Below are 26,739 nucleotides of genomic sequence, written 5' to 3' on the forward strand. Positions count from 1 at the left end.
ACCTAATTTTAGACACTGGAACGGTGTTGTCTGACGATGGAGTTCTTCAACTCAAGTCAGATAGTGGACGTGGAGGGAACCGTAAGACAAGTAGAGCCAAAAGCTCAACTCGCAGTACCCAGAGAAACGTCAAAAAAGAAGAGCTAGTGGCTTAGGCTGTTATCTTGGAAGCTAGGTACTTTAGTGCCGAGTAGTTCACGGAGTGGTCTGAGTTCTTTATTTAGGGGGTATGGCGTATGCTGATACGCCTCTACAATGATAGAATAGTTAACACTTTATGGTTGTTCTTATCTCGACCCCTATTCAAAGCAATTTCTCCTGTAAAACCCAGTAAACATATCGGTATTCCTTTTGTTAGCGCGCTCGAAAGATAATCCGTCCTTTTGATAGGTCGTAGGGAGTCATTTCAACACTAACTTTATCACCAGTTAGTATTCGAATGTAATTCTTACGCATTTTACCAGAGATGTGAGCGGTAATTACATGGCCGTTCTCTAACTCTACGCGAAACATGGTATTTGGCAGGGTATCAAGGACGACACCTTGCAATTCAATTACGTCTTCTTTTGTCATTTAACCCTCTTAGGCTGCCTATCAGCCAATTTTTGACTGCCAGATAATGCCTTGATTGTTGGAGTCTGTAAAGTTCAGCGCAGAATTTTACGCCTTTGTCTTCTAAAGAATCCATAAAAATGTGATACAGATCCAGGTTTTCAGGGTGATTCTGTGAAATATACCCCATTATTTATCGATTCCTGTATGTTCATTCATTCATTCGTTAAAGTGGCTTCAATAAGTAGTTATACACTTACTTCTGTTTATCGATCTAGTTACCTTAGATATAATCATGTAACAGAGATCACGAATCAGACTGACGAACCCCTAAATTTATTGAATACATAAACCCCCTCAATCTTTAGAAAGTTAGCTCCCTCCAAAGGAGGGAGGAGGGAACTTTCTCAAGCGTCGAAGACGCTTAATGTGGCTTATCCTGTTACTGGATGTATTGCTTTATCACATCTAACAGATCGTCGTCGCTAGTTCCTGCAAAATAACTCTGACTCTAGAGAATACTCTTGCTAAATATACCTGCAATATCATTAAATTCCCATCGAAGTCTTCTGGAACTAACGGCTTTAAGTGGGCGTTGTTTCCCCAATATTTGGACTAATTGTAATTCCTACGATCAGATTATCATGGAGTTAAGCGGGGAGTGATGATGGGAAAGGGAAAGCACAAGATCAGCAACTGGAAACAGTATAATCAAGTATTAGTAAACCGTGGATTAGTTACTTTTTGGATAAACAACCATGCCACCAAGGCATGGTATTTTCTAAAGCATCACGGTCATCGTGGCCGTGGTTTTATATTTTCGGATACCGCGATTGAAACGGTACTGATGGTTGAAGGTGTTTTTAAGCTCCCACTTTGTGGATTAAAAGGATTTCTTAATTCGGTTTTTACGTTGAGTAATGTCCTGCTGAAATAGGTATTGTTGATTAAATTATGCCTATAACGCACTGATCTTAATCTTTTTTATAGTCTTAATTTGTCTGCTGTTGAACAGGCATACCAAGTCTTAGAACTTTGTTCATTGCTATAAACAGTTGCTCTGTCCTAAACTCACTCTTCGTAATTAACTTAAGCTGCGCATAAGAAATGAACTAAATGCCAAAGTCGCAATCTGATCGTTTGAAATAAACTATTGACTGCACAAGGACTTGGATATAAATAACGTAGACGCAATTTTCGTTGACTTCTGCCAGACGTTCCTTCTTGCATGGGCAAAGACGTCTAATTTCTTCCGGTATCAAACAAAGAAACAAGCCTTTTCTCCTCTTAAATTAGCGAAGTGATGACGATAGTGATAGCTTTCCATCAATTGGAGTATCTAGACTTCAAAACCTATTACATCCACTTTGTTTGTCGCTACCTCACCAACGAATATCCTGAATTCGTTAGCTATACTAGGATGCTCAAGCTCATGCAATGTGTCCTAGTTCCACCTTGCTCTTACCTCACTCACCGTCAGGTGAGACCGACAGGGATGGTTTTTGTTTATTCGTCTAAGCTACAGGTTTGTCACAATCTACGCATTTTTAGACATCAGGTTTTTAAAGGTACCGCGAAGCGAGAAAAATGAACGATGGGGTGGTTATATGGTTTCAAATTACACCTTAGTATCAATGATCCAAGGTAACATTATATTAGTCAGAGTGACAACGGATAACGTGGATGATAGAAAACCTGTGTAGGAAATGGCTGACGATCTTTGGATGTGTTTATACGGAGACAAAGGTTATATCACTGATCTAGTGGAGCGGGAACTCGCAGACAAGAGGGTTACACTGATAATAGGTGTAAAAAAATATGAAACCAAAAGTGATGAAGCTTTGGAACCGCCTGATACTCCGGAAACGATTTATTATTAAAACCGTTTTTGAAAACCGTTTTTGACCAACTAAAAAATATATCCCAAATCGAGTATTCTCGGCACCGTAGTTGTATCAGATTTATGGGCAACTTGCTAACGGGGCTTATCACGTATTCATTTTAACCAAAGAAGCCGAGTATCCAAATAACTCGGCTTGATAAGCAATCGATTATGCAGATCTTAGATTAATAAGCATCGCCCTTGATCGGGTGATACTTAGTCACATGAAGATAAATTTATTGGAGATAAGAGAAAATAAATGATTAAATACTCCGCAGTAAGTTTGTGTAGCGACTTCCTGCATCCTTGAGTGTTTGATGTGATCCTTGCTCGATAATTTTTCCCTCATCCATTAGATAAACAGTGTCCATTTCTGTAAGTCCAACAAGACGGTGAGTGATGAACAGGACTGTTTTGTTTTTACAGTGATCAAGTAACAACGATAATATTTGCTGTTCTGTTTTTACATCAAGCCCTTCTGTGGGCTCGTCCAGTAAAAGGATGGGGGCGTGGCGAAGAATGACACGGGCAATGCCTAAACGTCGACGCTCACCACCTGAAAGTTGTCGGCCACCATCACCTAACCACGTATTTAATCCTAGGCTATCAAGTAGCACGGACAAGCCGACCTGTTGGATAATCTGCAGGAGTTCTTCATCGCTAGCTGAGGGTTTTGCCATCATGAGGTTGCTTCTAAGTGTACCGTTAAAAACATCAATACGCTGGCTAACCACAGCAATAGATTTGCGTAACGCTGATTCTGTCCATCGTGATAGAGGCACGCCATCGATAAGGATATTTCCTTGTGTTGGATCCCAAGAACGGGTCAACAACTGTAATAAGGTAGATTTACCACATCCTGTTCGGCCTAGTAACGCTACTTTCTCACCTACTTTGATGTGAAGAGATACCATGTCGATAGAGGGCTGGTTGGTGTCTTGATAGTAATAGGTTACACCATCAAACCGGATATCCCCTTTTGCGGTCTTATTATAACCCATTGGATTAAACTTAGTTTCAGGTGTCGCTTCGATGATTTCATTGAGGCGTTTTGCTGATGTGGCAGTCTGCGTGAGATATTGAAAAGCACACGCTATAGGAATCATTAACTCAAAGCTTGCCATTGTCGCAAATGCTACCATCGCAACCATTGGGTTAGGGGTATTCACGCCCACACCGTCTGCAGCTAGCCAGACGATCAAGACCAAGGTCAATCCATTAGCAGCAAGCAAGAAACCGTTCGCAAGACTTGAAATTTCCGCCATTTTACGTTGGACGTTTAACAAAGCACATTCATGAATGTGTGTTTGTTCCCTATAACGATCAGCGGCACCGAAAATTTGCAGTTCTGCATGACCTTGCAACCAATCCAGTAAAGTAATACGCAAGTTTGATTTTGTAAGTGTTATTGCAGCGCCGTGAGTTCTGCCAAGAAAAAAGAACACTACTGGTAAAATAAGCATCATCGTGAGTAAAATAATTCCTAATGTAATGCCTAGTGTTGAATCAAACCAATAAATCAAACCACTGATACCGAAAATGCCAAATACACCAACCACCATTGGACTTATTAGTCGTAAATAAACATGATCCATTGCATCTACATCCGCTATCAGACGGTTAAGGATGTCTGCATCACGCAAATTACCAAGATTTCCAGGAATTAATTGTGTTAGTTTATCAAAAAATAAAATCCGCAGATCGGTAAGCAACTTAAAGGTTGTATTGTGACTGATAACACGTTCAGCCCATCGACCAGTGGTTCTAACAATGGACAATCCACGTACACTTGCGGCGGGAAGCATGTAGTTGAAGTTACTGGTAAGACCTGCGACAGCGGAAGCTGAAATAAACCAGCCAGATAATGTTAATAGACCGAATGCCGCTGCTAACGTGAAAAATGAAAGTAACACGCCTAAGGATAACTCGAAGTAGTGTTTTTTGTAGATTCTTAAAAATGGAATGAGATCACGCATCAAAGTTCCTTTTATCGACTGTTTTTATCATTTCTGCAAAAAGACCTTTTTGACGCAATGCTTCAAACTTTCCTTGTTGAACCAATTTCCCTTTCTCCATGATCAGCAAGAGATCACAGGTACCTAACAGGTCGATTCGATGGCTAATCAATAGTGTTGTCGTATCTTGGGTGGCATGCTCCAAGCTCGCCATTATAAGACGTTCGCTAGTAGCATCTAAACTGGTTGTAGGTTCATCAAGAAGCCAAAAATAACCATCTTGTAACAATGCACGTGCCACGGCGATACGTTGAGCTTGCCCGACAGATAATCTGCTTGATTTATCACCAACATGATGTAGAGAACCATGTTCTAAACGTGAGATGAATTCATTTACATAGGAAGCTTTGGTTACATAGTGCATTCGGTCTTCTGTTACACGTGATGATCTTAAGCAGATGTTGTCTTTTATCGTACCATAGAACAGTTGTGGGTTTTGCCCAACCCAACTTATTTGCTTATGCCAGTGCGACAGATCAGCCTTTCTCAGTTCTACATTGTTGATAGTCAAGCTGCCACGATAGGGAAGGAAACCTAAAATAGCGTTAATAAGGCTGGTTTTACCTGCACCACTTTCTCCAACGAGAGCAACTTTTTGTCCTGCATGGATGGTAAATGAAAGCGGGCCGGCTAGTACAACTCCATCTGGGCTTAATACTTCTAGTTTACTTGCTTTCAACTCGATCGTTTTTGATGGAATTTTCTTGTTCCCTGATGTTTGATACGCAGGCTTTGATTCAAGGAAGTGGACGATTGACTCAGCGGCTCCGATAGCTTGTGCTCTTACGTGGTAATAGGTACCAAGGTCGCGTAGAGGTTGGTAGAATTCGGGTGCAAGCACCAAGATAAATAGGCCAACGAATAGCGTATTTTCGAGACCGTAATGTCCAAAATTTAATTTACCAATAAAGCTAAAACCAAAGTAAACCGCTGTTACGGCTATAGACAGTGCCGTGAAAAATTCAAGTACGGCGGAGGAGATAAAAGCGAGTCTTAGAACTTCCATGGTGCGTTGACGGAAACCTTCAGAAGCTATGATAAGATTTTTTCTTTCAGCTTCCACTTGGTCAAATAGACGAATGGTTGTTAGTCCACGAAGACGATCATAAAAATATCCGGATAGGTGTTGAAGGGCCTTAAAGTTACGGCGATTTGCATCCGCAGCTCCCATACCAACCAACGCCATAAAAAAAGGAATCAGTGGTGCTGTGATTAAAAAGATCAATCCTGCCACCCAGTTAATTGGGAAGATTGCAATGAGAATCACAGAAGGTATCAATACCGAGATGGCCATTTGTGGCAAATAGAGTGCAAAGAAATCCTGCATTTCTTCGATTTGTTCGAGAACAAGACTTGCCCAAGTACCAGAAGGCTTTCCTTGGATAGTTGCAGGGCCGAGTAATTGGAGCTTGTCCAAAATTAAGTGTCGAATGTGAAGGCGAACCATTTCACCTGCACGGTAACCAGCAAGCTCTTTACCCCAGCGACACAACGCACGTAAGCAAACAATGATAGCTAGGCTAAAAAAAGATAGCCAAAGGTCATATTTATTCGTTTGTTCTATGATAAGCCCGTGTAAGATATTAGCTAGCAGAGCTGCTTGTACAATCAACAATAAACTTGACATAAATGCAAGACCAATAGCTGTTAGAAGCCAAGTTGTGCCAAGCTTGCTCTGCTCTTTGAGCCATAGGGCTAGTGAGCGCTGTTTTTCTTTATCCATAATACTTCATAGGTGTTTGTATCGTCTTTTCATTCGTAGAATTGCAATTCTATGCATCGAGTGATGGAAGAGATATATGGTTTAAAGATCCTTGACCTACTGTCAGGAAGCTTAGTGAGATAGCTAGTTTACGTATTTTACTCTTTTGCGTAGAGGTAACGTTCGGCATCAAGCGCTACCATGCAACCTGTACCTGCAGAGGTAATGGCTTGACGGTATACGTGATCCATGACATCGCCCGCGGCGAATACACCTTCAATGCTGGTTTGCGTAGCGTTACCGTCAAGACCAGAATTGACCTTGATATAGCCATTGTGCATCTCCAATTGACCTTCAAATATTTCAGTGTTTGGTTTGTGGCCTATTGCAACAAACACCCCCATCACTTCTAATTCTTCTGTTGCATCAGATTGAGTCTCTTTGATACGGAGGCGAGTGACGCCCATGTCATCACCTAACACTTCATCTAAAACGCGGTCAGTGTGCAAAACTATGTTTCCGTTGTTTACTTTATCCATAAGACGACTAATCATAATTTTCTCGGCGCGGAATGTATCGCGACGGTGGATAAGGTGAACTTCAGCCGCAATATTAGAGAGGTAAATAGCTTCTTCAACAGCAGTGTTACCGCCTCCGATCACTGCCACATTCTTGTTGCGATAAAAAAATCCATCGCATATTGCACAGGCTGAAACACCTCGGCCTTTAAATCTTTCCTCGGATTCTACACCCAAATACTGAGCAGATGCTCCTGTTGCAATAATCAGTGCATCACATGTGTATTCTCTGTTATCACCTTTTAAGCGGAAAGGTCGTTGAGACAGGTCGGTTTCGCAGATGTGGTCGAAGAGGATTTCAGTATTAAACTTCTCTGCATGTTTTTTCATCCGATCCATCAGTGCTGATCCTGTCAAATATTCAGGATCACCAGGCCAATTCTCAACTTCTGTTGTGGTGGTAAGTTGACCGCCCTGTTGCAGACCCGTTATCATTACTGGATTCAGGTTAGCGCGCGCGGCATAAACCGCAGCGGTATAACCAGCAGGGCCAGAACCTAAGATTAGAAGGTTTGCATGCTTTATTTTGCTCATTGTTTCTCCGAGTTAATATTTTATATATTGAAGGTGATTGTATGGAAATTGAGACGTTAATGAAAGACCACCAGAGGGAACTCTTTAGTCTTTTATACTACTTTAACCATCAATCGTACTTGCATATTGTAACATTGTTGATTACCCTATCTTATCTATGGTCACATAAGTCGATTATGTTCATAGAGTTCATTCAATGAGCAGGAATTTCAAGCTGTTTATCCATCAGGATAATGATGGATTTATCTAATGTAGTGAAATAGTGAAATTCGATTATTTCCTAATTTTGTACGAGATTTCCATGTTGGAAGTTGACAATCGTCTTTTTAGACTGCTTTTAGTCTGCCTTCCATCAGGTGAAGTGCGCAACCTATTGGAAAGTCAACCAGACTAAAGTACTCTTTTAGCTTGGATATGTGCGTAACTCATAAATAGTTAAATGACAATGACCGATAGTATATTTGAGCAATGATTAGCTAAGGGTGGTTCCTTTAGGCAGATTGCCAGAACACTTGACTGAGTTCACTCCACTATCAGTCGAGAAATAAAACGTCATATCCACGATAATTTTTAAGGCATATACTTTCATTTCCTTGCATCAAAACAGGTTAAATTAATCTGTGCCAACGCCACGAACGTGCTGCCATTTGACTGTATTCAAAAAAATCAAGGTGTTCATTCATGAGTGTCTCAAGAACGCATACATGACCAGAGATTCTCAATGAATGCACGCTTTACCGATATATATGGCGTGACAGGGGTAATGAGTGGGTGTTCTATAAGGAGCTTCCCCATCATGGTAAATCCTACCATCATGGTAAATCCTACAACATAAAGATGAGCAGTGGCGATAAGGTAAAGATAAAAGATTGGGTAAAGATAAAAGATTGAGTTTGATCATTTCGAAATTGACACCGAATTGACACCGTCGTCGGGACTTGGCGGAAATAGTTTTTTCTTACCGAGGTGGATAAGGCCAGTAAATTCTACTGCATCAGAAAGATATCCAATAAGCAGACTGGTAGAGTAATAGAGATATTTATTACTATTGTAAATTTCACCTTCTATAATCTCATCACGTAATCGTTCCCCAGTTCCCCATTGAATCAACACTCATTAGTATACAGCTCTGGAGAGCTGTATACCAGAGTTTACCATAACTCCAGTGAGCGGTATATCAAACTATTCGTTATCGGCATAATGCAGAAACAGCAAAAGCGATGCTAGATAAACAGTGCTACTGTGATAGTGATAACCTACCAATATGGTAGGTATAACTGGCTGGATGCTACACGCCACTAGTTCTGTTGGACACATGTCACTCGCAATTTACAACAAATGGCGGAGTACAGCGGTAGAGGTTCAACGTCTCATATTGGCAAACGTTTTGTTCTGCTCTGCCATGCGGTATTCCGAATTTAGCATCGATATGAGCAAGAAAAAATTACTGACATTGAGTGGCGGCGACGAATGTCTCGTCTTAGTAAAAACCTTTCTGCTTGGCTAAAAAAGTGAACAGGTACCAACATCTCAGTATGCTGGAAGGTGTACCTATATCTTAAAGCACGAACAAGGATTCTGGTTTTTCCTTCATCATGAAGGCATACCGTTAACCAATAATGAAGTTAAGCAGTGTATTTTGGGTGGCTTCATCATGCGGGAAATCTGCTTTGGTACCAACTCTCACCGAGGTGAATAGTTCCGTTTTCGTATTCTTTTACCTAGGAATTTTCTCCCAAAAACTATATGTGGTGGGACTTAAGGCATGTCCTTTTACTTTTCCTAAGCAGCTTTGCCTTTTGCGTTCCTGAATTCCAACTGACAAGCTTTGCACCAACTCTGCAACACATCGTGGGGTCTCCTTCCTAGCTACCAAAATAAGGTGTCTTGAGGTCAATACTCTTGGCTGGGGTGGGGATAACCTTTCTGCAAGCATAGTTCAGCATCTAGTATAGCTTTCCCATTCGCTAATAGGCGTTGTAATAAACCTGATTTCATTAGTGGTGTGTATTCACCAAACATAATAAAAACCTCATTATAGCTTTGTGTCGTACTGGCTGATTATCAGTTCCTAGTGCGTTTGCTAGATAGACAAGCAATGTTCGCTTGTTACTCAAGGCACCTTTCTTTTGTAATTGGTTTTTTCATTCTTCATATTCCTTTTCATTGCTTGATATTGATGTCACTCACTTCGCTTTGGATAATTGCGTATTGCGCCAATCACCGCAGTTGTTATCTGCCCATTATTCTGCTTTTAGTTGAGAGCAGCGGAGAAACTTTATGATATATCTAATTAATTGATTAGGCCGCTTTACTTTTATCTTTTCCATTGAGTTCCTCCTTCATGTCTTCATACTTTTCTCGAACGTTCGAACCTGACTAATTTAGAATGAACTTCAGTGCTGCGATGTAACATTTTTCAAATATGTAATCTGGAAACGCAATGCCGTTTTTTTTAATTAAGGCTTCTGCCATTTCAATTTCGAGATCAATCAGGCTACGTGTATGCGCGGTAGTAAAAGAACGTTGGAGTGGGTTGGCTATATGCATGTTTAAACCCTCAATTCCGTTTGTCATAAACGGTTACGATGTTGTTGTATCTCATAGGGAGACTCACGTTTATCTCTCCATGTAGGGTGCTTATCAGTAACATTTACACCTCGCTACAGCTTGGCGATATCAAGGTCGATTTGTTTATACTGACAATTACATTGGCGTTCATAGATGCGCAGGTAAGGCCTTTTGCCTACAGTGCGAATTGAATTAGCAATGGCATTCATCGCTTCTAACCAATCTTGGTCGGTAATATTCAGCTAGCGAAGGTTAAGCACTTGCTTTACATCGATGTGACCTTGCTTGTTTACACTGAAAGACAAATCAACTAGGGCTTTTATTTCATCAATTAAGTTCTCATTTTAACGGTTAATGCCTTCGTCAATTTTTGCCCTAGCAGCTAGGGATGTGTTTACCGAATATACGATGCTCTCAGAGAGAGCGTTACACCTTATATTTTCATCAAATGAAAGCAGGGTAATGTGGCTTTTGATTTCACATGAAATTCAGCAGAACCTAAGTCTACAAAATCTGCTACGTTTTGCCTGGCTTTTTTCTTAAACAGCGCGAGTTTTTCTTGTGTCGCAATTGTCTTTTTACGATGTCGGTAACTACGTCATCATGCCATAAGTCAATATCTTTAATTTGGTTTACTGGTACTTGATGCTTTGGTCGTTAAAGCGAAAACCGTCTTGTGGTTGGCTTTGATTAGTCATTATTTTTCTCCCCTCTATTGAATGTAAAAGCGCCGTCTTTTTCAGTAACTTTAACTTCGTCGAAGCCGAGTTATCTTGATACTCGGCTTCTTTGGTTGAAATGAATACGTGATGAGCCCCGCCAGCAAGTTGACCATAAAGCTGATACAACTACAGTGCCGCAAATGCTAGATTTAGGAGATGTTTTTTGTTGGTCAAAAAACGGTTCCGATAATAAATCATTTCCGGAGTATCAGGCGATCCCAAAGTTTCATAATTTTGGGTTTCATATTCTTTTTTACCCATATTATTAATGTCCCTCCCTTGTCTGCGAGTTCCCGCTACAATGAGCCAGAGATATAACTTTTGTATCCGTATAAATACCCTCAAAGCTCGTCAGCCCTTTCCAATACATAATTTCTATCATCCACGTTAGCCGTCGTCACTTTGATTGAGATAATGCCACCTTGGTCATTGATAATAAGGTGTAATTTGAAGCCGTAGAACTACCAAATCGTTCCTTCTTCTCGCTTCGCGGTACCTTTGAAAAATCGGATATCTGAGAATGCCTAGGTTGTGACAAACCTATATCTGGGACGAATCAACGAAGGCAATCCCTGACGGTGAGTGAGATAAGAACAAAGCGGAACCAGAACACCTTGCATGAGCTTGAGCATCCTCGTGTAGCTAACTAATTCAGGAAATTCGGTGGTGAGGTAGCGATAAATAAAGTGGATGTAATAGGTTTCAAAATCTTGATACCCAGATTGATGAAAAGCTATCACTATCATCATCACTTCGCTAACTGAGAGGAGAGAAGGCTTGTTTCTTTGTTTGATACCGGAAGAAATTAGGTGTTTTTTCCCATGCAGGGAGAAAAGTCTAGCAGAAATCATCTACATCAACAAAAACAGCGTCTAAGTTATTCATGCACAAAGTCCTTGTGCAGTCACTGCTTTATTATAAAACTCGGTATGCCTGTTCGCCAGCAGATAAATTAAGACTGTAAAAAAGATTGGGATCAGTGCGTTATAGGCCTGATTTAATCAATAATACCTTGGCATTTACATAACCACATCAATTAGATAATACTAATGAAACCCCATTTAAATGATCTACATATGCTTAACACGACGTCTTACTTCTTCCTGCTTTCCATCGTTAAACGGACGAGCATCAGGGCTTCCCAAATAGCCACACACGCGCCGTGTGACTGAGACTTTTGTCGAATCATAATTACCACACTTAGGGCATACGAAACCTTTGCTGGAGCAGTGAAATTCACCCTTGAATCCACACTCATAACACTCATCAATAGGTGTATTTGTCCCGTAATAAGGCACTCGATCGTAGCTATAATCCCAAACGTTTTCTAATGCTTCGATATTGTGTTGAATATTTGGGTATTCGCCATAGCAAATGAAACCCCCGTTTGCGATCAACGGATAAGGCATCTCGAAGTCAATTTTGTCATACAGATTTACATGTTTTTCCACGTCCAAGTGGAAACTATTTGTGTAATATCCCTTGTCTGTTACTCCCTCTATTACGCCAAATTCTTTTGCATCAATTTTGCAAAAACGGGTGCATAGGTTTTCGCTCGGTGTACTATATAAACTGAATCCATAACCCGTCTCGTTTTTCCAACGGTCAGTTGCATTTTTCATATATTCTACAATGGAGAGTGCTTTTTTACGCAACATTCCTGAATCGTATACATGTTCACCAATACCGTACAAGGCATTCATTGTTTCATGCAAACCAATGTATCCGAGAGATATAGATGCACGACCGTGTTTAAATATCTCACTAATGTTGTCGTTTGCTTTCAACCTAACCCCACATGCACCTTCCATATACAGGATTGGAGCAACTCTAGCTTTCACACTATCAAGGCGTGAAATACGGGTATCTAAACCTTCACGTGCCACAATCATAGTGTCATCAAGTAGTTTATAGAAGGTTTCTTCACAACCGTTTGAACGAATCGCGATACGGGGTAGATTCAAACTAATCACGCCAATATTGTTGCGACCTTCATGGATCAGTTCTCCATTCTCTTCATATGGTTCCAAGAAACTGCGGCATCCCATTGGGGTTTTAAATGAACCCGTCACTTTTACAACACTATCGTAGTTAAGAATATCTGGGTACATACGCTTAGAAGCACACTCCAGGGCAAGTTGTTTGATATCATAGTTCGGTTCACTAATTTTCAGATTTAAGCCTGCTTTCACACTAAATACAAGTTTCGGAAACACAGCGGTCTTACGGCTACGTCCCAAGCCTGCGATGCGGTTTTTTAAAATTGATAACTGGATCAAACGAGCCGACCAAGATTCACCCAAACCAAAACCGAAAGTGACAAATGGCGTCTGTCCATTCGCAGTGTGTAGCGTGTTCACTTCATATTCAAGTGATTGAAAAGCGTCATAACATTCTTTCTGAGTGCGGGATCTTGCATAGCCCTTCAAATCAGAAATTCCCCACTCTTTTGCCACATTTAAGTGTTTTTCGTAACTGATTTCAACATACGGCGAGAGGATTTCATCAATACGGTTAATAGTAGTTCCTCCATAAATATGACTAGCCACCTGTGCGATGATTTGGGCAGTCACGGAGGTTGCAGTGGTAATAGATTTTGGTTGATCAATTTCAGCGTCACCCATTTTAAAACCTTTGGTTAACATGCCTTCTAGATCAATCAACATGCAGTTAAACATGGGGAAAAAAGGTGCATAATCTAAATCATGGTAGTGAATATCCCCTTGTTCATGTGCACTAACAACGGTTTTAGGCAGCATATATTGCTTGGCGTAATGTTTAGCAACAATGCCGGCTAACAAGTCACGTTGAGTCGGGATCACTTTGCTATCTTTATTCGCATTTTCGTTAAGTATGTCGGGGTTTGTTTGTTCAACCAAACCACGGATATCCTGGTTCAGTCGGTTTTTACATTCTCTGATGTTATCACGATCATGACGATATTCTATGTACGAGCGAGCAATAGCCTTATACGGCCCTGCCATCAAATGGTTTTCAACCGCATCTTGTATTTGGTGAATTTCAATCTCAGGAACACGCCTGAATTGTGCTAGAACGTCATCGGCCACTCCCGCCGCATAAGATGGAGCCATGCCTTTTATTGCCTGTGACGCACTGATTATTGCATTTTCAATGCGTTGCTGCTGGAAAGGTTCACGAGAACCATCCCGTTTAATAACAACTGGTTTCACTACTTACCACCTCAATTAATGCCATGCCACGAAGGGTACATTTTGTATAAAAACCGTAATTGTGTTCATTTTTAGACGAAAAATGTAACCTAAAAGACTTAATCACTCGATAACATATAATCAACTTCTGAAAAATACCTACTTATGACTGGAAGTTTCGCGTAATTTCTTAAAACTTATATGTTTATCGTTATTTTGCGCATTCCGTCAACAAATACTAAATATGGAAAAATATACAAACATTACTACAAGATATATCTTATTAGACGATTGGAAAGCATCAAAAACATTGATTTAGATCATGGTGGAATAAAGTATTATGTTTATCTCTTTAGATAGTGTGGATAAAAGTCAGTTTTTAATAAAAGCCAATAAAAAAAATTAAGCATAATGCTCAAAAGCATCATGTGATAAAATCACTGTGCATGACATTCACTAGGGACTATTGATGTTTACTGTACAAAATTCGTTTAAGAACAGTCTAAAAAACTAGGGTTTTCTCGCAAACTGGAGTGCTAAGTTATGATCTCATCAACATTCATTATTTCTAGTATTATTATTATCAACTTTTATGGTTGCTACTTTCCTTCCGACATCATCCTCTAGGTTGTTCGCTATTACGTTTTTTATACACTTAGTTACCGTGAAATCGAAGAGATGATGCTTGATGCGTATCAATGCTGATCACTCAGCCATCAATCGGTGGTTTATCAGAAATATCCTCCTTTTCTGGAATATTAGGCTCACTGAATAAAGAAACCTATCGCCTCTTCGTGGCAGATGGACGTGACATATATCAACGTCAAAGGTTAGTGGAAGTATTCCTATCTGGCTGTTTGATAAGTTCGGTAATGTCATTCATCTTCTACTGTGTGAACACAGTGATGAGAAAGTGATCCATACCTTCTTCAACAAAGCAATAGACCATAACGGTTTACCTGAAAGGGTTATGATTAATAAGAGTAGTACCAATGTGTTAGCACTGCTAAATATCAACATCCAACTCTAGTTGGCGGGGAGGAAGCTCAACTTGGTCGAGAAAAGTCACCGGAAAGTTAAAGGTAAGATACATCAGTGCTTAGGATGGAAATCAAATGAAGGAGTCACTGTAACACTCGCTAGTATAAAGCTATAATCGATAATTAAAAATGGACAGTTCCATAGTCCATAGGGTTTATCTATTTCACCTTACGTCATCTGAAATGCACAGGTGTTATATCTGAAACCACCATTAAATACTCAAAAAAATATCATTAGGAGAACGATCTCTAAGACTCGATCTACCACATGTATTGAGGATGTGCTATATCTTGGTAGTTTCTTCATTACTAACCTCGTTGAAGTCAGTTCCCTTGAATAAAAATCGCCTTATCAAACCATTGGTATGCTCATTAAAAACCCGATCACTTAATCGATAAGGTTTAGCAAAATAGCAATCAACGTCGGTGATCTCAACAACTTCTTCATGACCTGTAAACTCTGTACTGTTATCTGACGTAAGGGTTTTGAAGTCATAGAAAGTAAAATTTACAATATCAATAAACGTCTACAGCACTGTACCTACCTGCTTATTGGGTATCCTTCTGATGCAGCAGAGTTTATTGGCTTTATCTATCATGGTAAGAAAAAAGATTTGTGCCAAATTCCGACAACAGTGTCAATTCCAAAATGACAAAACTCGGTCTTTTCATCTGCAATATCAGGCCATTTCTTAATACCAACACAGTTCTTTATCTTTACTTTATCACCGCTGCTCATCTTGATTCTGTAGGGTTTGCCTGGATGGGGAAGATCTTTGTATAGCACCCAACAATTAGCCCTATCATGCTATATATACCGGTAAAGGGTGTTTTCACTGAGCATCACATCAAGCTTCAGAGCCAGTTCTCCGCTAATGACATCGGGTGACGTATGCGTGCTGGGATGCTCATGAATGAACACTTTCATTCTCTTTGAAACACCGTTAAAATCCAGCCTGTTTGTGGCGGTGGAGCGTGTTTCTTTATCCTGTTTTGATGCAAGGTGAGGACAGTCCACTCTGTGAGAATTGTCTGGGATATGGCGCTTTATTTCTCGACTGATAGTGGAGTGAACACAATCGAGTATTCGGGCAATCTGGCTAAAGAAATAAGCCTCAACCAATCGTTGTTCAATATAAAATCGGTCATTGTCATTTAACTGTGTATGAGCCATGAACATCTCCAAGCCAAAAGAGGATGTAAGAGTGTTCTTTAGGAGATATAATGATTTCTGCTGTATGGGTAGGAAATAATGCGGTGTAACCTGTTGATTCATCTCGTCAGATTAACAACCAACAAGGAATACACCACATGGACGATAATCATAACATTTTAATTAACTGCTGAACAAAGCGCACAGCAGTTGTTGGCTCAAGCTATAGAAGACGAGGTTAAATCCTTACTCGATAATTTTACATCACTCCAAGCTAACGGAAAGAAGGGAGAGGTTCGCAACCGCCATTTACCGGTACTTCACCAACTTGAGTATTGTAATTAACCTCAGATCTGCATAAGTGCGTGCTTATCAAGCCTAATAATCTTGATACTCGGCTCCTTTGGTTGAAATTAATACGCGATAAGCCCCGCCAGCAAATTGACCATAAAGCTGATACAACTACGGTGCCGAGAATGCTCAATTTGGGAGATGTTGTTTGTTGATCAAAAACGGTTTCAATAATAAATCGTTTCTGGAGTATCAGTGAAACCTAAAGTTTCATGACTTTGGGTTTCATCTTTTTTTTCACACCCGTTATCAGTATCACTCCCTTATCTTCAGGTTCTCGCTCCAATAGATCAGAGATATAACCTTTATCTCCATATAAACACTCCCAAAACTCGTCAACCATTTCCGATATAGATTTTCTATCATTTACGTTAGTCATCGTCACCTTTGACTGAGATAATGCCCCCTTGGTCATTGATAATAAGGTGTGATTTAAAACCGTAGAACCACTACATCGTTCCTTTCTTCACTTCGCGGTACCTTTAAAAACCTGATGTCTGAGAATGCGAGGGTTGTGATAAACCTGTAGCTTAGACGAATCAACAAAGGCCTTGCCTGACGGTGAGTGAGGTAATAGCAAAGCGGAACCAGAACACCTTGCATGAACTTGAGCATCCTCGTGTAGCTAACTAATTCAGGAAATTCGTTGGTGAGGTAGAGACAAACAAAGTGGATCTAATAAGTTTTGCAGTCTTGATACCCGGATTGATGGAAAGCTATCAGTATCGTCATCACTTCCTCTTTCAACTCCTTTACAGCTTCATTTCTAGGATATCCTTCCTCCCAATACCCCGCGTTGCTTCGAGGTGGAATACTGGGTGTTATTCCTTTGTTTTCTAGTATGTGGTGAAATGCTATTTCGTCATAGGTTTCATCAACATTGACTTGCTATATCTTTCGTCGTAATTGGTTAATCAATATAGATAAAATCTCATTTTCACCCACAAAAACCAGGTTAACTTCTGCAGCAATAACTGCATGACTAGACACATCAACGGCAAGATGATATTGGCGACAGATATACTGGTTCTCCTTACCGTGTTTACGCGTTTTCCATTTACTTTTTCCGTATATCTTTAAGCCTGTGGTGTCAATAACGACTCGGCAACCGATACTTAACTTCTACGATCTTATAACACATTACTAATGCAAGTGTATGTAGGGTATTTTAACGGGACATTCATCAACGTAAAAACCAAATTGAGAAAGCCTTTTAATCCACGAAGTGGGAGCTTTGAAATACCTTTCACCATCAGTACCGTTTCAATCTCGGTATCTAAAATATAAACCCACGGCCACGATGACCCTGATGCTTTAGACAATGCCATGCCTTAATGGCATGGACGTTTATCTAGAAAGTGACTGAGCCTTGATTTACTAATTTTTGATTGTATTGTTTCCAGTTGCTGATCTTATGCCTGGCCTTTCCCTTTCCCATCAGCACTTCCCGCGTAACTCCATGATGATCTGATCGCAGGAATTAGTATTAGTTCAGATAGTTGGGAAACAACGCCTTGCTCATATACATTCTCAGATAAGTACCACCCTCCGTCAGGTGACATTCACAATCTAGCGGAGAGTCAGCCAGATTAAAGTCCACTCTCCGCATCCTATTTTAGCTTGGAGTTATTCATGTTTCATAAACAGTTAAATGACAATGACTGACTTTATATTGAGCAATGATTGGCTGAGGCTGATTCCTTTAGCCAGCTTTCTAGAACATTTGGCTGTCTTCACCTCACTATCAGTCGAGAAATAAAGCTGCATATCCCAAATAATTTTCACGGCGGATACTAGTATCTCCTTGCATAAAATCCGGCTCAAAAACTTACTCCAACACTATGAAATGGTTGGCTTTTGAACGTATTTCAGAGAGAATGAAGGTGTTCATTCATGAGCGCTTTCACATGTATACGTCACCCGATGTGATTAGCGGCGAACTGGCTCTAAAGCAACATGTGACACTCAGTAAAAATACGCTTTACCGCTATATTGTATTACCATGGTAATGGTGGTGCGTTATACAATGATCTTTTCTATCATGGTAAACCCTATAAAATTAGGATGAAACGTGACGATAAGGTGAAGATAAAGAAGGGCATCCTATACATCAAGAAGGGAAGTCGTTACACACATCGGTGTGCGTCTTTTAAAACGCAGCCAACCGCATTAATGCAGATGTGTAGTACTCGATAGGAGTCGCGGATATCCGAATTTGTTCATAGCAAGTTCAACAATTTACTATTGTATCCACACCTAACAATCCGTGTATACCAAAATAACTTGAAGACGTAGGCTTAAGCAAGCTTTACAGATGTCATAATCAAGGCATCCCTTTGTAAGGCTAGAGATCTCCATCAAAAAATGATAATACCAATGATAATACCAAGAATGGCGTCAGTAAATTTAACCTATGGAAAAGCATAGATGTGCACGTTGTGTCGTTAAATTCCCGTGAAATAGACTTATTATTCCTATGATAATTTGCCACTAAGTGAACACACTGATAACCTCTTGAATCGAATATCTTCAAGTCCTTTAGGTATATGTATATCCAAGATGGAAGGTCTTGCAACATGCCTGGCAACGATCGCTATAATGGTCTCGATACAGACATAGGCTTCCTACACGAAGAACAACCAATTGAACATACAAGCCCAAAATAAAGCATTCTTGGCACCGTAGTGGGTAAGCTTTATGGTCAACCTGATTACTGTATCCATTGCTTATATATTCCAACTAACAAAGTCAAGCCTTTAAATTACTTGGCTTAAAAAAGACGCGCTTATACAAATCTGAGGTTAACTGGTTAGATATGGAAAAGATTTATCAATTTCTCGTTTGGTCTAGCGTCTTTTTTTACTGGCTATTGATCGCCTCTGTTACCATCCGTGTTGCGTTAAAACGCCGTGCATTAGGTGTTTCAATAGCTTGGTTGATGATCATTTATATCGTTCCCATTGTCGGTGTGATTCTCTACTTACTTTTAGGTGAATTAAATCTGGGTAAAACCCGAGCTGAACGATCAAAATCGATGTTTGAGCCCTATCGATATTGGCTGGAATCCTTCAACCAATGTGAAGTCTATCGTTCTCAACATGAGATCTCCCTTTCCAGACCAGTTCATGACCTCTGTCTAAAACGCACCGGTATTCCTGCCATAACTGGTAACCAGCTCTCACTGCAAAGTGAAACGAGCAATATCCTTCGTGCCATTACAAGAGATATCGAAAATGCCAAACGTTCCCTAAATATGGTCTTTTACATTTGGCAGCCTGGAGGGCATACGAATGATGTTGCCAAAGCTGCTTGTGATGCAGCTGGGCGCGGTGTTACCGTTCGTATAATGCTTGATTCCGCTGGCAGCAAAGTATTTTTCAAAAGCCATTGGCCAGATAAAATGCGCCAATCAGGTATCGAGTTAGTGGAAGCATTAGCAGTAAGCCCCTTTCGTATGTTCTTACGGCGCCTCGATATTAGACAACACCGAAAAATCATCATTATCGACAACACTGTTGGTTACACTGGTTCAATGAACATGGTTGATCCGCGGTTCTTCAAGCAAAATGTAGGAGTCGGACAATGGATAGATATAATGGTGAAAGCAGAAGGCCCAGCTGTCCCAATCTTAAATAGTATATTCGCGTGGGATTGGGAGGTAGAAACGGGACTTCGCCATCTACCAGATTTGCCTAAATGTTGTTTGCTTGAACAACGTGAGCATGCAAAACACGTAATGCAAATAACCCCTTCAGGCCCAGGTATGCCCGACGGTATTATTCAACAAGTACTTATGCTTTCAATTCATCAAGCCAAGGAGAGCCTCACGATTACCACGCCATATTTGATCCCCAGCGAGAGCTTAATGGATGCGCTTCAAACAACCGCACAACGTGGCGTAACTGTGAATATTATTATTCCAGCCAAGAATGACAGTCTGATGGTGGATTGGGCAAGCCGTTCGTTTTTTAATGATTTGTTGAGAGCCGACGTAAACATATATCGATTTCACGGTGGGTTACTTCATACAAAGTCTGTTATGGTCGACGAATCTTTCTGTCTAATCGGCACCGTGAATTTAGACATGCGCAGCCTCTGGCTTAATTTTGAATTAACCCTCTATGTTGAAGATCCTAACTTTTGTCGTGACTTGATTGCTCTTCAGAAGGCCTATATTGAAGTATCGACAACAATCTCTCTTCAAGAATGGCAGAGACGGCCAGTATTCAATCGTCCCATTGAACAGTTCTTCTATATGTTTAGTCCCCTACTCTAGGGTTTCATGCTAACTGAACCACCTACTAAGGGCAATTAAAATTTTAAAGTGATAAAAACCATATATATAAAAATAACTTGAAGATGCAGGTTTCAGTGATCCTTATTGATGTAATGATCAAGGTGGCATCAGCTCAGTCAAAGTAACGACGGCTAACGTGGATGATAGAAAGCCTGTATCAGAAATAGCTGACGAGCTTTGGGGGGGGGTTATAGGGATAGAAAGGTTCTATCTCTTGCCCATTGAAGCGGGAATTCGCAGATAAGGGAGTGACACTGATAACGGGTATGAAAAAGAATATGAAACCAAGGTGATGAAACTTTGAAACCGACTAATACTCCGGAAACGATTTATTATTGAAACCGTTTTGACCAACAAAAGATCTCCCAAATCAAGCATTCTCGGCACCGTAGTTGTATCAGATTTATAGTTAACTTGCTGGCGAGCCTCATTGCGTATTTATTTCAACCAACGAAGCGTTCATCAAGATTACTCGGCTTGGAAAAGATACAATTATACAGTTCTTAGGTTAAGAAGGGTCAAGGATAAACAAATTACCTTAGCTCAAGTAGGGATAAATAATCGCCCTAGAAAATGATTAGGATTTAAGCAACCTACCGTTATTTTTAATAAATGGTATTAGTAGCTTGTTTGGAAAGTGGCGTACTTCAGATTTAAATTCAGGAGTTTTCTAATAAAAACGATATTTAATGTCATCGGTAACCACAAGGACCAGTATTGATAAATGGTGATTTTACAAGAAAAACAACCTATTGGATAGGTGACAGAATAGCAGTTATTATCTAAATTTAGGGACTTTATGTACGATTTAACATGTTTTAAAAGGAGTAGAAATCTAATGATGCAAAATAGACACTCGCGATCCTTAAACAAAGGAACAACGTTATTATAATGAGAGACTTGAGCAATCATTATCTAAAAATAAAACTAGGAACTGATACAGATGTCTACAACAAAATAGAACTGTCGGTCGTTTAACTGCCGTCATAGGCGGACTATATGCAAGTAGATAACATGCTTCTAACTTCTATACCTTAGGTAATTTGTATATAATGGCATACTATTTGCATTAAAGATCGTTGCCGGTTTTAAGAGATTATACGATGCAGAGAATTGAATGGCTTGCTGAACAACGACAACTTCTTTTAACACGACTATCTACCCATTTTGTGCAGGTTTTTGCACTTTTTGTACTGTCGATGTGCATAGTATGGGTTATCATCCCCCACCCACTAATCCCTATTGCTATTGGTTTAATTCCAATAGCAATCTTGATTATCAATAGTCAACCCGTGCTGTTAGGCTTGGCATTTATCGCCTTTTCTTTTTTTCGTCTTCATGAAGCTTTTTCTTTTCTTTATCCACTTAAAATACCACTAATGCTCTCACTCGGTACGCTCATAAGCTTAGGGTGGCATATCTGGATAGGCGGTAAGATTAAAATTTTTATAGGTAAAGAATTAATCTGTTTCTACGTATTTTTTGTGTTGGTTACCCTCGGGCTAGCTTTTTCTGGGAATATGAGTGAAGCAAGTACTTACTACAAGCAAGTTTACATTAAAATTGGAATAATGACTCCTGTGCTAGCTTGGATTTTGTATAACACCAATCACTACCGAAAAGCCCTATCTATGATATCCTTATCGGGACTTGCCGTTGCCTTAGTTACGATCAACAATAAGTTTATGAACATTGGAATCGTCGAAGAAACACGTGTCACTGTAGGACGCGAGCTAGGCTCTGTATTGGGAGATCCTAATGATCTTGCTTTAGTGCTGCTGTTTCCATTTTCATTTTCACTCAGTATCGCGATGACAGATGGATTGACAAAAAAACGACGCGTTTTTGGTCTCGTGACAGCTATTGCAATTCTCATCGCTATTATAGGCACACAAAGCCGTGGTGGTTTGCTTGGAATACTATCTGCCTTAAGCGCCATCGCATGGCGACGTGTAAAATCTAAAGTATTGCTGTTTTCGTTAGGAGGCGTCCTATGTGGAGTTTTGTTTCTTGTTGCAGGAATTAGTGAAAGGCACTCAGGTGGAGCATCAGAAGCAGGATTAGATCAATCCGCGAAAGGACGTCTGTATGCATGGGAAGCCGCATTTTTAATGGCTGTTGAAAATCCTATCACGGGTGTTGGCTTGAATAACTTTTACTTCAATTACTTCTACTATACTCCAAATTGGGATGGCGTGAACCACGCGGTTCACAGTACATGGTTTGGTGTATTAAGTGAAACAGGTTTTATTGGTTTAGCCACCTTTTTAACAATGACATTAGTGATCTACCTGTCAGCCCACAAGACAGTGAACACAGTCTTTAAACCTTCCCCCGTTTATTCCTCTGAGATTAGAGCCTTAAGCGTGGGGCTTTATTCTGGTATTATTGCTTTTTGTGTGTCAGGTACTTTTTTGACTCATGGATTTACTTGGCCACTATATATTTTGTTAGCACTAACCGCCTCTGTGTCGAATTATGTCAACAATAAGGAAATCGAGTTTAGATGACGATAAAAAAGTACGCAAGACGCAAGATGCGCCTATCTGTGTCTTCTTTAGTTCACAATGAAGCAATGGTTTTGCACCTCAACGTAAGAAGTGATTAAAAAGTTTATCCGTGTGTTCAGTTCGTGGAAAATTCTCATAGGAATAATCAATCTATTTTATGAAGATCTGAAGTTAACTATTTAAAATATTCCCCAGAAATTTATTTTCTATACCAAAGATTAGATCATCGAGATACGCTGCTCAACTCCCCACATGAATGTGGTCAATTTCGCCATAGAATACAAATTCTCCTCCGATAGAGAATATCTTCAGAAGTTATTCTATTTTTTTACGTGTCATAAACACGAGCAGTAGCCTTTATTAGTTGAAGTAACAATTTCCAGAGTTTATACCGAACTTAGGTTGATTAAAGAAGTAGCGTCGGAAACGGTAGTTGATGTTACAACAGCAACAATTGATCTATTGATGCCCTATAAAAACCATGCACATACAATTACAACAGATAAAGATCAAGAGTTCTCTAATCATGGAAGATTAAAAAATTCAGATCTTAATGTTTTGTTTACACACTCTTCATTTTCATAGGAACAAGGGGCAACTAAAGATGATAGTTAGCTTTTAAGACAGTACGATACGAAAAAATGAGACAGATTTAAGAATGGTACGGATGAAGAAATTACCTTCGATCAAGCAAAGATTAATCCTCGTTCTAAGGAATATTTATGATTAAAGCAGTTTGTCGTTATCTTTAAAGAAAGGACATTAGCAGCTTGCTCGGAGAGCATTTCATTTCAGATTTGGATTCAAGGATAACAAGAACAACCACCACTAACTCTAGCACGCATGTGCTATAATTTTAAACCGATCATTACTTATGCATTTAACCAATTAAAAGACCTGATGACACCTTTGCACCATTCACAGTTTGTGAGTCATGACCAAGCTATATACTTTTATATTTAAAAGATCATTATATATTACTCTTTACGTGAAGCTGCAAGTCAGTAGCAAAATTCAGCATACGGTTCAGTGGAATCAGCGATTTCAAACGAACTATATCATCGACATAAATTGCATGCTGATCACCCCCTTTTTTCAATGCTAGTTCAATAGATTTTAAACAATTCATTGCCATCCAAGGACAATGGGCACAGCTCCTACAGGTTGCACCTACACCTGCGGTTGGTGCTTCGATAAGCTCTTTATCTGGCACAACTTGCTGCATCTTAAAGAAGATTCCTTTATCCGTTGCCACTATCATTTGCGGATGTGGGAGTTCTTTTGCCGCTTTGATTAATTGGCTAGTAGAACCAACGAAGTCGGCTAATTGCACTACACTAGCTGGTGACTCAGGATGCACAAGGATAGCTGCATCTGGATATACATTTTTCATGTCTTTCAATGCGTTGCTGGAGAATTCGTCATGCACGATACATTCGCCTTGCCACAATAACATATCTGCCTGGGTTTTATTTGCAATGTAGGCACCTAAGTGACGATCGGGAGCCCAAATTATTTTTTTGCCAAGTTCGTCAAGATGAGTCACTATTTCAAGTGCGATAGAAGACGTTACCACCCAATCTGCACGGGCTTTGACTGCGGCAGATGTATTAGCGTAAACTACTACAATGTGCTCTGGATGAGCATCACAAAATGCAGAGAATCTATCAACAGGACAACCTAGATCTAGCGAGCATTCCGCATCCAACGTTGGCATGATAACATTTTTTTCTGGTGTCAGAATTTTCGCACTTTCTCCCATAAATCGAACTCCCGCGATGAGGAGTGTCTTTGCAGAGTGCTTATGACCGAACTTGGCCATCTCAAGAGAATCCCCAACAAAACCTCCAGTTTGTTCTGCCAACGACTGAATTTCAGGATCGGTGTAGTAATGAACAACCATCACCGCCTCTTTTTCTATCAAGAGCTCCTTGATGTTTGCAATGTGATCTGCTTTTTGTCGTTCAGATAACACTTCTGGCTTCGGAGGAAATAGATGTACTCTCTCAGAGAGATTGATAACGTGCCTCATCGTCTTACTCAGATTTGCTTGCAATTCAAATATTATACACAGATCATCTGTGTATTTTTAGAGTATATAACGTGGATCTTACTAAAGAACCTCAGATCTGCATCAGCGCTTGCTTATTAAAATCAGTTATCTTTATGCTCGGTTTTTTTAGTTGAAATGAATACGCGATAAGCCCCGCCAGTAAATTAGCCATAAAGCTGATACAATTACGGTGCCAAAAATGCCAGATTTGGGATATATTTTCAGTTGGTCAAAAATAGTTGAAATAATAAATCGTTTCCGGAGCATCAGGCAGTTCCAAAGTTTCGTCACTTTGGATTTCATATCCTTTTTCACACCCGTTATCAGTGTCACTCCCTTGTTTGAAAATCTCCGTTTCAATAGATCAGAGATATAACCTTTATCTCCGTGGAACCACCCCATCGTTCCTTTTACTCTCTTCGAGGTACCTTTAAAAACCGGATGTCTGAGAATGCGTAGGTTGTGATAAACCTATAGCTTGAACAAATCAACGAAGGCCTTGCCTAACAGTGAGTGAGATAAGAGCAAAGCCTAACCAAAACACCTTGTATCAGCTTGAACATTCACGCGTAGCTGACTAATTCAGGAAATTTATTGGTGAGGTAACTGTAAACAAAGTGGATGTAATAGGTTTTGAAGTCTCAATATCCAGATTGATGGGAAGCTATCACTATCGTCATCACTTCGCTAACTGAGAGGTGAAAAGGTTTGTTTCTTTGTGTGACACCGGAAGAAATTAGGTGTTCTTTCCATGCAGGGGATTTGTTTCCCAAATATCTGAACTAATAGAAATTCCTAGAATCAGATTATCATGGAGTTAAGCGTGAAGTTATAATGGAAAAAGCTCACTACAATATCAGCAACTGGAAACACTCTAATCAAGCATTAGTAAACCGTGGCTCAGTTACTTTTTAGATAGATGACACTGCCATTAAGGCATGGCATTGTCTAAAGCATCACGGACATCGTGGCCGAGGGTTTATCTTTTCGGATACCTCGATTGAAACGGCACTGATGGTGAAAGGTACTTTCAAGCTCCTACGTCGTTATTAATGAAAAAAGTCTAAAGGTATACGACGCATGTGAATCGAAAACGCGTAAACAGGGGAAGGAGAAGCGACGTATTTGGCAGAAACTTCATCTTTCCGTTGATGTGTCTACTCATTAGGTTATTGCTGCAGAAGTTAGCCTAGTTTCTATGGGTAACAATGAGGTTTTACCTACATTTCTTACCCCATTCCGACGCAAGATACAGCAAGTCAGTGCTGATGGAGCCTATGACGCAATAGCATGTCACCACGTACTAACAAACAAAGGAATAACACCCACTATTCTACCTCGAAGCAACGCGGGGTACCCGGAGGAAGGGCATCCTCGAAATTAAGCTGTAAAGGTATTAATAAGAGGACAAACTGGCGGAGTGGAAACAGGACAGGGGTTATCACAAACGCTCATTAGCAGAGATAGCAATGTTTTTCTATAAACAGTTGCTCAGCCCTAAACTTACTCTTCATAATTACAATTCTCAAGTTAATGAAGCGCTGATAAATATAAAAGTGATGAACAAAGTTATAAGGCTCGGTATGCCTGTTCGCCAGTAGACAAATTG

At 40.0% G+C, this 26,739-nt stretch carries 14 protein-coding genes and 9 pseudogenes; 8 read left to right on the forward strand and 15 right to left on the reverse strand.

Annotated elements, in window-relative coordinates; all coding sequences use genetic code 11:
- Nucleotides 1-354 precede the first annotated feature (354 nt).
- Entirely contained in the window at nucleotides 355-573 is a 219-nt protein-coding gene (infA, locus tag BTN49_RS10500) for a translation initiation factor IF-1 (RefSeq protein WP_097357129.1), read from the reverse strand.
- Between the two features lie 646 nt (nucleotides 574-1,219).
- Between infA and BTN49_RS10510 the strand changes: the two are divergent.
- Together BTN49_RS10510 and BTN49_RS22610 are read left to right on the forward strand one after the other, a co-directional pair.
- A pseudogene (locus BTN49_RS10510) lies at nucleotides 1,220-1,483 on the forward strand (transposase); the annotation flags it as partial.
- A 244-nt stretch (nucleotides 1,484-1,727) separates the two neighbouring features.
- Nucleotides 1,728-2,557 (forward strand): annotated as a pseudogene (locus tag BTN49_RS22610) (IS982 family transposase).
- Between the two features lie 140 nt (nucleotides 2,558-2,697).
- On the opposite strand, the gene cydC reads toward BTN49_RS22610, so the two are convergent.
- The 4 genes from cydC to BTN49_RS13415 all read right to left on the reverse strand — a co-directional run bounded on the left by cydC (nucleotide 2,698) and on the right by BTN49_RS13415 (nucleotide 8,373).
- Nucleotides 2,698-4,410, reverse strand: a complete 1,713-nt coding sequence (gene cydC, locus BTN49_RS10520) for a heme ABC transporter ATP-binding protein/permease CydC (RefSeq protein ID WP_097357132.1) — start codon at nucleotides 4,408-4,410, stop codon at nucleotides 2,698-2,700.
- Complete coding sequence (cydD, locus tag BTN49_RS10525; protein WP_097357133.1) at nucleotides 4,403-6,172, reverse strand: heme ABC transporter permease/ATP-binding protein CydD; 1,770 nt, start codon at nucleotides 6,170-6,172, stop codon at nucleotides 4,403-4,405. Before cydD ends, cydC begins: the two co-directional genes overlap by 8 nt.
- Before the next feature lie 137 nt (nucleotides 6,173-6,309).
- Nucleotides 6,310-7,263, reverse strand: a complete 954-nt coding sequence (trxB, locus tag BTN49_RS10530; RefSeq protein WP_097357134.1) for a thioredoxin-disulfide reductase — start codon at nucleotides 7,261-7,263, stop codon at nucleotides 6,310-6,312.
- A gap of 897 nt (nucleotides 7,264-8,160) precedes the next feature.
- Nucleotides 8,161-8,373 carry a hypothetical protein gene (locus BTN49_RS13415; protein ID WP_146679399.1) on the reverse strand — a complete coding sequence of 71 codons (213 nt, stop codon included), beginning with the start codon at nucleotides 8,371-8,373 and terminating at the stop codon, nucleotides 8,161-8,163.
- 175 nt (nucleotides 8,374-8,548) lie between these two features.
- On the opposite strand from BTN49_RS13415, the gene BTN49_RS13420 reads away from it, so the two are divergent.
- Nucleotides 8,549-8,770 (forward strand): hypothetical protein, encoded by a 222-nt coding sequence (locus BTN49_RS13420; RefSeq protein WP_146679401.1) that lies wholly within the window; start codon nucleotides 8,549-8,551, stop codon nucleotides 8,768-8,770.
- 872 nt (nucleotides 8,771-9,642) lie between these two features.
- Here the strand turns inward: BTN49_RS13420 and BTN49_RS10540 are convergent.
- The 4 genes and pseudogenes from BTN49_RS10540 to nrdD form a co-directional block, all read right to left on the reverse strand.
- Nucleotides 9,643-9,813 (reverse strand): hypothetical protein, encoded by a 171-nt coding sequence (locus BTN49_RS10540; protein ID WP_223823746.1) that lies wholly within the window; start codon nucleotides 9,811-9,813, stop codon nucleotides 9,643-9,645.
- 113 nt (nucleotides 9,814-9,926) lie between these two features.
- A pseudogene (locus BTN49_RS18385) lies at nucleotides 9,927-10,166 on the reverse strand (DUF3164 family protein).
- Between the two features lie 416 nt (nucleotides 10,167-10,582).
- A pseudogene (locus tag BTN49_RS22615) lies at nucleotides 10,583-11,441 on the reverse strand (IS982 family transposase).
- A 185-nt stretch (nucleotides 11,442-11,626) separates the two neighbouring features.
- Nucleotides 11,627-13,747 carry an anaerobic ribonucleoside-triphosphate reductase gene (gene nrdD, locus BTN49_RS10555; protein WP_097357135.1) on the reverse strand — a complete coding sequence of 707 codons (2,121 nt, stop codon included), beginning with the start codon at nucleotides 13,745-13,747 and terminating at the stop codon, nucleotides 11,627-11,629.
- A 522-nt stretch (nucleotides 13,748-14,269) separates the two neighbouring features.
- On the opposite strand from nrdD, the pseudogene BTN49_RS16370 reads away from it, so the two are divergent.
- Nucleotides 14,270-14,753, forward strand: a pseudogene (locus BTN49_RS16370) (DDE-type integrase/transposase/recombinase); the annotation flags it as partial.
- Nucleotides 14,754-15,574: 821 nt separating this feature from the next.
- On the opposite strand, the gene BTN49_RS16375 reads toward BTN49_RS16370, so the two are convergent.
- From BTN49_RS16375 to BTN49_RS10575, 4 genes and pseudogenes are all read right to left on the reverse strand, one after another.
- Nucleotides 15,575-15,940, reverse strand: a complete 366-nt coding sequence (locus tag BTN49_RS16375; RefSeq protein WP_199399568.1) for a helix-turn-helix domain-containing protein — start codon at nucleotides 15,938-15,940, stop codon at nucleotides 15,575-15,577.
- A gap of 326 nt (nucleotides 15,941-16,266) precedes the next feature.
- Nucleotides 16,267-17,011, reverse strand: a pseudogene (locus tag BTN49_RS22620) (IS982 family transposase); the annotation flags it as partial.
- 147 nt (nucleotides 17,012-17,158) lie between these two features.
- Nucleotides 17,159-17,383 (reverse strand): transposase, encoded by a 225-nt coding sequence (locus tag BTN49_RS19720; RefSeq protein ID WP_338026459.1) that lies wholly within the window; start codon nucleotides 17,381-17,383, stop codon nucleotides 17,159-17,161.
- Nucleotides 17,384-17,400: 17 nt separating this feature from the next.
- The gene (locus tag BTN49_RS10575) at nucleotides 17,401-17,592 is read right to left on the reverse strand and encodes a transposase (protein ID WP_158523739.1); all 192 of its coding nucleotides are present in this window, start codon (nucleotides 17,590-17,592) and stop codon (nucleotides 17,401-17,403) included.
- Nucleotides 17,593-19,085: 1,493 nt separating this feature from the next.
- On the opposite strand from BTN49_RS10575, the gene cls reads away from it, so the two are divergent.
- The 3 genes and pseudogenes from cls to BTN49_RS10585 all read left to right on the forward strand — a co-directional run bounded on the left by cls (nucleotide 19,086) and on the right by BTN49_RS10585 (nucleotide 23,077).
- Nucleotides 19,086-20,546 carry a cardiolipin synthase gene (gene cls, locus BTN49_RS10580; RefSeq protein WP_097357138.1) on the forward strand — a complete coding sequence of 487 codons (1,461 nt, stop codon included), beginning with the start codon at nucleotides 19,086-19,088 and terminating at the stop codon, nucleotides 20,544-20,546.
- 112 nt (nucleotides 20,547-20,658) lie between these two features.
- Nucleotides 20,659-21,079 (forward strand): annotated as a pseudogene (locus BTN49_RS22625) (transposase); the annotation flags it as partial.
- 591 nt (nucleotides 21,080-21,670) lie between these two features.
- On the forward strand, nucleotides 21,671-23,077 hold the full coding sequence (locus tag BTN49_RS10585; RefSeq protein ID WP_097357139.1) for an O-antigen ligase family protein: 1,407 nt from the start codon (nucleotides 21,671-21,673) through the stop codon (nucleotides 23,075-23,077).
- Nucleotides 23,078-24,047: 970 nt separating this feature from the next.
- On the opposite strand, the gene nadA is transcribed toward BTN49_RS10585, so the two are convergent.
- Both nadA and BTN49_RS22630 read right to left on the reverse strand, forming a co-directional pair.
- Nucleotides 24,048-25,109, reverse strand: a complete 1,062-nt coding sequence (nadA, locus tag BTN49_RS10590) for a quinolinate synthase NadA (RefSeq protein WP_097357140.1) — start codon at nucleotides 25,107-25,109, stop codon at nucleotides 24,048-24,050.
- 91 nt (nucleotides 25,110-25,200) lie between these two features.
- Nucleotides 25,201-25,903: pseudogene (locus tag BTN49_RS22630) on the reverse strand (transposase).
- Between the two features lie 61 nt (nucleotides 25,904-25,964).
- On the opposite strand from BTN49_RS22630, the pseudogene BTN49_RS10600 reads away from it, so the two are divergent.
- Nucleotides 25,965-26,731 (forward strand): annotated as a pseudogene (locus BTN49_RS10600) (IS5 family transposase).
- Nucleotides 26,732-26,739 lie beyond the last annotated feature (8 nt).

The sequence above is a fragment of the Candidatus Enterovibrio escicola genome (assembly GCF_002464935.1).
GTDB classification, from domain to species: Bacteria; Pseudomonadota; Gammaproteobacteria; order Enterobacterales; family Vibrionaceae; genus Enterovibrio; species Enterovibrio escicola.

What these genes read in the sequence shown, in the direction of transcription:
- cydD (WP_097357133.1), bottom strand. Translation starts at nt 6,172, where the DNA reads ATGGATAAAGAAAAACAGCGCTCACTAGCCCTATGGCTCAAAGAGCAG.
- BTN49_RS16375 (WP_199399568.1), bottom strand. Translation starts at nt 15,940, where the DNA reads ATGGCTCATACACAGTTAAATGACAATGACCGATTTTATATTGAACAA.
- cls (WP_097357138.1), top strand. Translation starts at nt 19,086, where the DNA reads ATGGAAAAGATTTATCAATTTCTCGTTTGGTCTAGCGTCTTTTTTTAC.
- BTN49_RS10585 (WP_097357139.1), top strand. Translation starts at nt 21,671, where the DNA reads ATGCAGAGAATTGAATGGCTTGCTGAACAACGACAACTTCTTTTAACA.
- nadA (WP_097357140.1), bottom strand. Translation starts at nt 25,109, where the DNA reads ATGAGGCACGTTATCAATCTCTCTGAGAGAGTACATCTATTTCCTCCG.
- cydC (WP_097357132.1), bottom strand. Translation starts at nt 4,410, where the DNA reads ATGCGTGATCTCATTCCATTTTTAAGAATCTACAAAAAACACTACTTC.
- BTN49_RS10540 (WP_223823746.1), bottom strand. Translation starts at nt 9,813, where the DNA reads ATGCATATAGCCAACCCACTCCAACGTTCTTTTACTACCGCGCATACA.
- infA (WP_097357129.1), bottom strand. Translation starts at nt 573, where the DNA reads ATGACAAAAGAAGACGTAATTGAATTGCAAGGTGTCGTCCTTGATACC.
- BTN49_RS13420 (WP_146679401.1), top strand. Translation starts at nt 8,549, where the DNA reads ATGCTACACGCCACTAGTTCTGTTGGACACATGTCACTCGCAATTTAC.
- trxB (WP_097357134.1), bottom strand. Translation starts at nt 7,263, where the DNA reads ATGAGCAAAATAAAGCATGCAAACCTTCTAATCTTAGGTTCTGGCCCT.